7 protein-coding genes are annotated in these 6153 nt (G+C 63.5%); 2 read left to right on the top strand and 5 right to left on the bottom strand.

Features of this window, described 5'->3' with window-relative positions; all coding sequences use genetic code 11:
* From ACLP9N_RS03335 to ACLP9N_RS03325, 3 genes are all read right to left on the bottom strand, one after another.
* A partial coding sequence (locus tag ACLP9N_RS03335) for an NADP-dependent oxidoreductase (protein WP_442406063.1) occupies positions 1 to 847 on the bottom strand: 847 nt, incomplete at its 3' end.
* A 50-nt stretch (positions 848 to 897) separates the two neighbouring features.
* A complete protein-coding gene (locus ACLP9N_RS03330; protein WP_442406062.1) occupies positions 898 to 1860 on the bottom strand; it encodes an alpha/beta hydrolase in 963 nt (320 codons plus the stop codon).
* Positions 1860 to 2819, bottom strand: coding sequence for an enoyl-CoA hydratase/isomerase family protein (locus ACLP9N_RS03325; RefSeq protein ID WP_442406061.1), 960 nt, complete (start codon positions 2817 to 2819; stop codon positions 1860 to 1862). The genes ACLP9N_RS03330 and ACLP9N_RS03325 overlap by 1 nt, the downstream gene beginning before the upstream one ends.
* A gap of 127 nt (positions 2820 to 2946) precedes the next feature.
* Here ACLP9N_RS03325 and ACLP9N_RS03320 point away from each other — a divergent pair, with 127 nt between their 5' ends.
* The gene (locus ACLP9N_RS03320) at positions 2947 to 3672 is read left to right on the top strand and encodes a TetR/AcrR family transcriptional regulator (RefSeq protein ID WP_442406060.1); all 726 of its coding nucleotides are present in this window, start codon (positions 2947 to 2949) and stop codon (positions 3670 to 3672) included.
* On the opposite strand, the gene ACLP9N_RS03315 is transcribed toward ACLP9N_RS03320, so the two are convergent.
* Together ACLP9N_RS03315 and ACLP9N_RS03310 are read right to left on the bottom strand one after the other, a co-directional pair.
* Positions 3669 to 4550: an SDR family oxidoreductase gene (locus tag ACLP9N_RS03315; RefSeq protein WP_442406059.1), complete on the bottom strand. Its 882-nt coding sequence runs from the start codon at positions 4548 to 4550 to the stop codon at positions 3669 to 3671. The genes ACLP9N_RS03320 and ACLP9N_RS03315 overlap by 4 nt on opposite strands.
* Positions 4551 to 4649: 99 nt before the next feature.
* Positions 4650 to 5228: a TetR/AcrR family transcriptional regulator gene (locus ACLP9N_RS03310; protein ID WP_442406058.1), complete on the bottom strand. Its 579-nt coding sequence runs from the start codon at positions 5226 to 5228 to the stop codon at positions 4650 to 4652.
* A 115-nt stretch (positions 5229 to 5343) separates the two neighbouring features.
* Between ACLP9N_RS03310 and ACLP9N_RS03305 the strand changes: the two genes are divergently transcribed.
* The coding region (locus tag ACLP9N_RS03305) for an oxidoreductase (RefSeq protein WP_442406057.1) at positions 5344 to 6153 on the top strand (810 nt) is incomplete at its 3' end.

The following is a 6153-nucleotide window of genomic DNA, read 5'->3' as shown; positions in this document are numbered from 1 at the left end:
TTGCTTTCATGAATAAGAACGAGTAGGTGACCCCGCGGCGTTTGGCTTTCCGCCGGATCTGGAAGCTGAGAGCACGCATCGCTTGTATCAAGAACCAGTTCGCCCCGAATTCTTTGGCGAAATCGGGCTCAGGCGGCCCGGCGACCGAGATGACTTTGCCGCCGGGTTTGAGCACCCGGAGGGATTTTTCGAGTGTCTGACCGCCTTGGGTGTCGATGACGACGTCGTAGTCGCGCAGGATGGTTTCGAAGTCATTACTCTTGTAGTCGATGACGACATCTGCTCCGAGGCGCTTCACCCATTCAACGTTCGCGGTGCTCGTGGTGGTGGCGACGGTGGCCCCGAGATGCTTTGCCAGTTGAATGGCGATCGTTCCAACACCTCCGGAACCGGCGTGAATGAGCACCTTCTGTCCGGCTTGCAGCCCCGCTTTGTCTACCAGTGCTTGCCAAGCGGTCAAACCGACTAGAGGTACCGAGGCTGCTTGTTCCATGTCCAGTCGATGCGGCTTTTTCGCGACGTCGTTCTCACTGATTGCGATCAACTCCGCGAAGGCGCCTATCCGATCCTTGTCTGGCTTTGCGTAGACTTCGTCTCCCGGTTTGAATCGGTCGACATTTGCTCCGGCCTTAATGACAATGCCAGCGAGATCGTTACCCAGCACCAGCGGCAACTTGTACGGCAGAAGGGCCTTGAGCTCGCCATTTCTAATCTTGAGATCTAAGGGATTTACGCCGGCGGCGTGAATCTGGACCAATACGTCGCCCTCCCCCAGTTCGGGCTCGGGAAGTTCAACAGCTTCAACGCTGTTCGCTTTCCCATACCGACTGACAACGAATGCTTTCATCGTGTGCTTCCGCCGGACTGGTTCCTGGTTGATGGCGTGGGTGGTGTCGTTCATGTTGTTCTCCTAATAGTTATGAGTGGTGCGCCGCGGCGTGGGCTGCCCGCTGGGTGGGCCGGGTGGAGGTGGCGGGTGAGAAACTCGACCTGGTCGCGTGCCAGCGCTTCGAAGGCGTCGCCCAGATAGAAGTCGAAATGGCCGGCTTCGTACCGTTTGATCTCCCCCCGTGGTGCCGTGCGCGCGTATCGCAGGGTTTGGGCCGGTGGCGTGACGCTGTCGGTGTTGCTGACGCAGAACAGGATTGGGAATTTAATCTTCTTCGCCGCGCGCCCGGGCCGGTAGGCCATGATGGTCGGAGCGACCCGCGCCGTAACCTCGTTCCGGAAGGTCGCGTCGGGTGGCAGCAGCGCCTGGTAGCCGGGAAGGGCGTCTGGGGCGTTCATCAGCGCGAGTGAACCGGGGGGGCCGGCGAGGGGAATCATCGTGGGCGCCCGGCGGCCGATCATCGAAGCGAAATCCTTTGCAACAGTACGTAACACCTTGAGGGATTCAGACGCGCCCAGTGCGAGTGCGGAGGCCAAGCCGTCGGTGAATGGGCATTGGGCCACCGCCGCTTTCAGTTCGGGGTGGCGTGAGGCGACGGTGATGGCGTGGCCACCGCCAAAGGAGCTGCCCCAGACGGCAATTCGTGTGCCGTCGACGTCACGACGGGCCCTCACGTAGCCGATGGCGGCGTCCCAGTCCGTGAGCTGGCGCTTGATCGACAGGAGCTGGCGGGGTTGGCCGCCGCTGTCGCCGAAGTGCCGATAGGTGAAGGCCAAGGCGGCGATACCGGCCTGTGCGAACCGCTCGGCGAAGGCGTCCAAGCGCATCTCGCGGGTGGCGCCGAGGCCGTGCCCGAGGATGACCACGGGCGGCGCGGTGACTCCGGTGGGCAGGTAAAGCCATGCGGCACAGGTGTCCTCGCCGGAGGTGAACGAGACATCGTGACGGGTAAAGGTCTGTGCAGTGCTCATTACCGGCCCACCGCCACGTTGGTCGAGCCGAGCCTGCGTACCTGGCCCGACTCGAGCGCTTGGGCGTAGGTGTCCGCTTGGTAGAGGGGTAGTTCGCCGGTGGCGTCTGTGGTCGCGAGGTAGTCGCGCATCAATTTCTGACCGACATCGGACTGATCGGTTTGGAGGAATTCGGTGCGCTCGACGTGCAACCCTTCTGACAGCGACATCGAGCCGCCGAAGTACACCGATCGCTTGACGGCCGCGACTGCCCCTTTGGTCCGCTTGCCGAAGTGTTCGGCAAGTTCGGTCGCCCGCGCGACAACGTCGTCCGGCGCCACAACCTCGTCGACGGCCCCGTTGGCCAGCGCCTGCGCGGGCGTGAACGGCTTGCCCTCGAGGATGGCTACCAAGGACCGGTGGGTACCGATCAGTCGGGTCAGTCGCTGGGTTCCACCACCGCCCGGATTGATTCCCAGCAGTATTTCGGGCTGGCCGATGAAGAACTCCCCATCGGCCATAACACGCAGATCGCACGCCCAGGCGAATTCGGCACCCAGGCCCAGCGCGGAACCGTTGAGAGCGGCAACGAAGATGACGCCGCTGGCGTTCATCCGGATGAACGTCGCGTGCAAGCGATCGAGCTGAACGGCGCCCCGCAGCGGAGTCCTGCGCACCACCGGCTCGAGGACGCGGGCCGCGCGTCGGGCGACGCGTGCGACAGCGGAGGCGCCGCGTCGGCCCAACTTCGGGACCGCAGCGCCCTCCTCTTGCAGCCACCGCACGTCGGCATGGCTGACGAACCGGCCGGGACGCGCCCCGGTGAACACGACGGCATGCGCGTTTGGATCGCGGTCGACGCGGTCCACCAACTCGTCGAGCTGGTTGGCGATATCCAGGCCGAACAGGCTGTGCTGCCCGCCGTCGACCCGCACGATCAGGACTGCTCCGCGATCGTCTATCTCGAAGTGGCCAGTCATCGGTGTGTCCTCCCGTCGAAAACGGCTCTATAACGAAGTTACAGATTAATATAACGAAGTTACACTGGTCTGGCAAGGGATCAGTTCGACTTCCCTCAGGACTGCGCTGAGAGATGAGGTAGAAACCATGCCGGACATGTCAGATGAGGAGACAGCGGAGGGTGCGCCGGAGCGGCTCATTCAGGCCACCATCAGTCTGCTCGCCGAGCAGGGGCCTTCCGCCATCAAGGCGCGTACGGTGGCTGCCGCGAGTGGGCTCTCGACCATGTTGGTGTACCACTACTTCGGTGGGGTTCCTGAGCTCACGCGTGCGGTTATCGACCGAGGGTTCAAGGAGCTCGACAGGGCGTTTTCCCAGTTGCCCGTGACGGAGGATCCGATCGCGGATCTGGCTGTCCAGGCGTTGACGTGTCGGCGGGTTGCCCGCGAGAACCCCCACCTGTATGACCTGATGTTTGGGCTGTCCACTCGCTCGACCTACCGACCGGTGGCCGATTCAGAAGTTCGTTTGAGTGGTCGGTCGCCGGCATTCCGGGGCGCTTACGCTCACGTGGCAGAAGCGTGCGCTCGGCTGGTGAGTTCGGGCAGGGTCAGACAACAGGACCCCGCCGTTATAGCTGCCCAATTGTGGAGTTTCGTGCACGGCTTCATCACCCTGGAGCTGGCGGAGACCTTCGTCGATTTTGACGAGCCGGTCAGGCAGATCCTGCTGCCACTGGGCGTGAATCTTTCTGTGGGACTGGGCGATACGCGTGAGCGTGCCCAGAACTCGCACGAGGCGGCTGCGCGCATTTATACCTCGATCGCGCGGGCTGGCGAAAGCCAGGCAGGCGTAGAGGACGACGTGATCTAGGACGTGGTATTGCCGACACTTGGCACGAGTTGATCGTGCCTCCCCAATGCCTCAACCTCACGCTCGAGGGTGGGAACGACCTGGGCCGCGAAGCGCCTCATCCAGGGCCAGGCCGCCGGCGAGTTCACGGCCGCCTTCGCCCAGTTGGCCACGACGACGGCGCGCGGTACATAAACCCGGCTGCGACGGCGCACGAGTCCGTCGACTATCGCGACCGCTGTCCGGTCGACACTGGTCGTGACGTTGCCGGGATATGGCAGCCGCGCGCGCAACTCCTGAAAGGAGGGAATGTCCGCCTCGGCGCCCCGAATGAGGTCGGTGTCGATCCATGAGGGATGCACAAGCCCGACCGTGACACCGAGGTGCGCCACCTCTTGGCGATACGCCAGGGCGAGCATTTCGACCCCGGCCTTGCTTGCGGCGTACGAGGCCATTCCAGCCAGCGGCGTGAACGATATCGCCGACGCCACGACCATCACATGGCCGCGACTGCGCTCCACATGCGGCGTCGCGTACTTGAGGGTGCGGAACACACCGTTCAGATTGATGTCCACCACTCGCTCAAACGACGCCGCATCCATCTGGCGCACTGTCCCGTAGGCCACAACCCCAGCATTGGCAACGACGATGTCGATACCACCCATCGTCTCGGCACAACCATCGATCGCCGACCGCAGAGCAGCCCCATCGCGCACATCGGCCTCCCACCACGACGCGCCGGTGCCCAGGTCATCGGCGAGGGTGCGCAACCGATCGGGCTCCAGTCCGATCAGCGCCAGCCGAGCGCCCCGGGCAGCGGCGACACGGGCGACCTTCTCCCCGATGCCACGTGCCGCTCCGGTGATAACCACTCTTCGACCTGCTAGGTTGCGACGCATCGGACGAATATAACTTCGTTATAGATGGAACGCAAGCCGATGTCCCACTGACGCCTGCAAGCAGCCGCGCCAGGTGCTCGACCGAGGAGCCAGGGATACTCACCCACGGTCCAGCAGGGTCTGTGCATTGCGAATGCCTGATTCGAGTAAGTCGTCGGAGAGTTCCCGATCGGATACGGCGCGTGCGAGTTGCATGGTGGCAACGAGAACCGTGTACAGCCCGAGCGCCGTTGTGCGTGCGGCGGACGGGTCGTGTGGAGACAAGTGCGTCGCGACTACGTCGACGATGGATTGCATTCCCTCGGTGTAGGAATCGCGGACGGCGTCATCGCAGCGGCCGATCTCATCGAGCAGGGCAGCGGAGGGGCAGCCCGTGCTCGGATTATCGCGATGATGGGGCGCGAGGTAGTCGCGCACGAATTCCTCCAGTGCCGCCCGGCCCTCGGGTAGCGACGCGAGGACGGCACGCTGGGTGGCTAGTTGATCGGCGACCACGTTGGCGACGAGATCGTCCTTGGACTCGAAGTGTGCGTAGAACGCACCGTTGGTCAACCCCGCATCAGTCATGAGCGCAGCGACACCTGAACCGTCGATGCCGTCCTGCTTGAGACGTCGGCCGGCGGTTTCGATGATCCGCCGCCGTGTTTCGGCTTTGTGCTCTGCGTCGTACCTCGCCACAGCTCGCGTCCTCCGTCGTCGCTGAAAGTCGTCCTTGCGAATCATACCCGATTAACTTACAGTCATAATATTACGTTTATACGCCAATAGCCTCTACAGCGAGGAAGACCATCGAATGACTTCTCTGCATGACCCCCTGCGGCTGCCCTGCGGGCAGGTGCTCCCGAACCCCAACATGAAGGCCGCGATGAGCGAAGCGCTTGCCGATTCGGGGAACTCGCCCGGCGCCCGTCTCGAGCGGCTTTATGGCACCTGGAGTCGCGGCGGATATGGGTTGCTGGTCACCGGCAACGTGATGGTCGATCGCACTCAGTTGGGTGAGCCCGACAACGTGGTGATCGAGGACGAGCGTGACCTGGACGCACTCACCCGGTGGGCCAAGTCTGCTCATGACGCCGGCGTACCAATGTGGGTTCAGCTCAACCACCCAGGACGCCAGTCCAACCCGCTGGCTCTGGGCCACATTCCGGTGGCGCCGAGTGCCGTGCCGATGAATCTTCCCGGCTCGCCGACGCCGCGCGAGCTGACCTCGTCCGAGATCGAGGACATCATCGACCGGTTCGTGACGGCGGCGGCGGTGTGCGAGACCGCTGGCTTCGACGGCGTCCAGGTGCATGGTGCGCACGGGTACCTCGTCACGCAGTTCCTCTCACCGCTGACCAATCTGCGTGACGACGACTGGGGTGGCGATCAGCCGCGGCGGATGCGGTTCCTCCTCGAGATCGTCCGCCGCATCCGCGCGCGGTTATCTCCTGGCTTCGCCGTGAGCGTGAAACTCAATTCGGCGGACTTCCAACGGGGTGGATTCAGCGAGGACGAGTCCCGCGACGTGGTCGCTGCCCTGGCCGGCGAAGGCCTCGACATGATCGAGATCAGTGGCGGCAACTATGAGTCGCCAGCCATGTCGGGCTCGGCTGCGGCCAGT

The sequence above is a fragment of the Mycobacterium sp. genome (assembly GCF_052144515.1).
Classification (GTDB): domain Bacteria; phylum Actinomycetota; class Actinomycetes; order Mycobacteriales; family Mycobacteriaceae; genus Mycobacterium.
The sequence above is the reverse complement of the archived record's forward strand: the minus strand, read 5'-3'. Positions and strand labels throughout refer to the sequence as shown.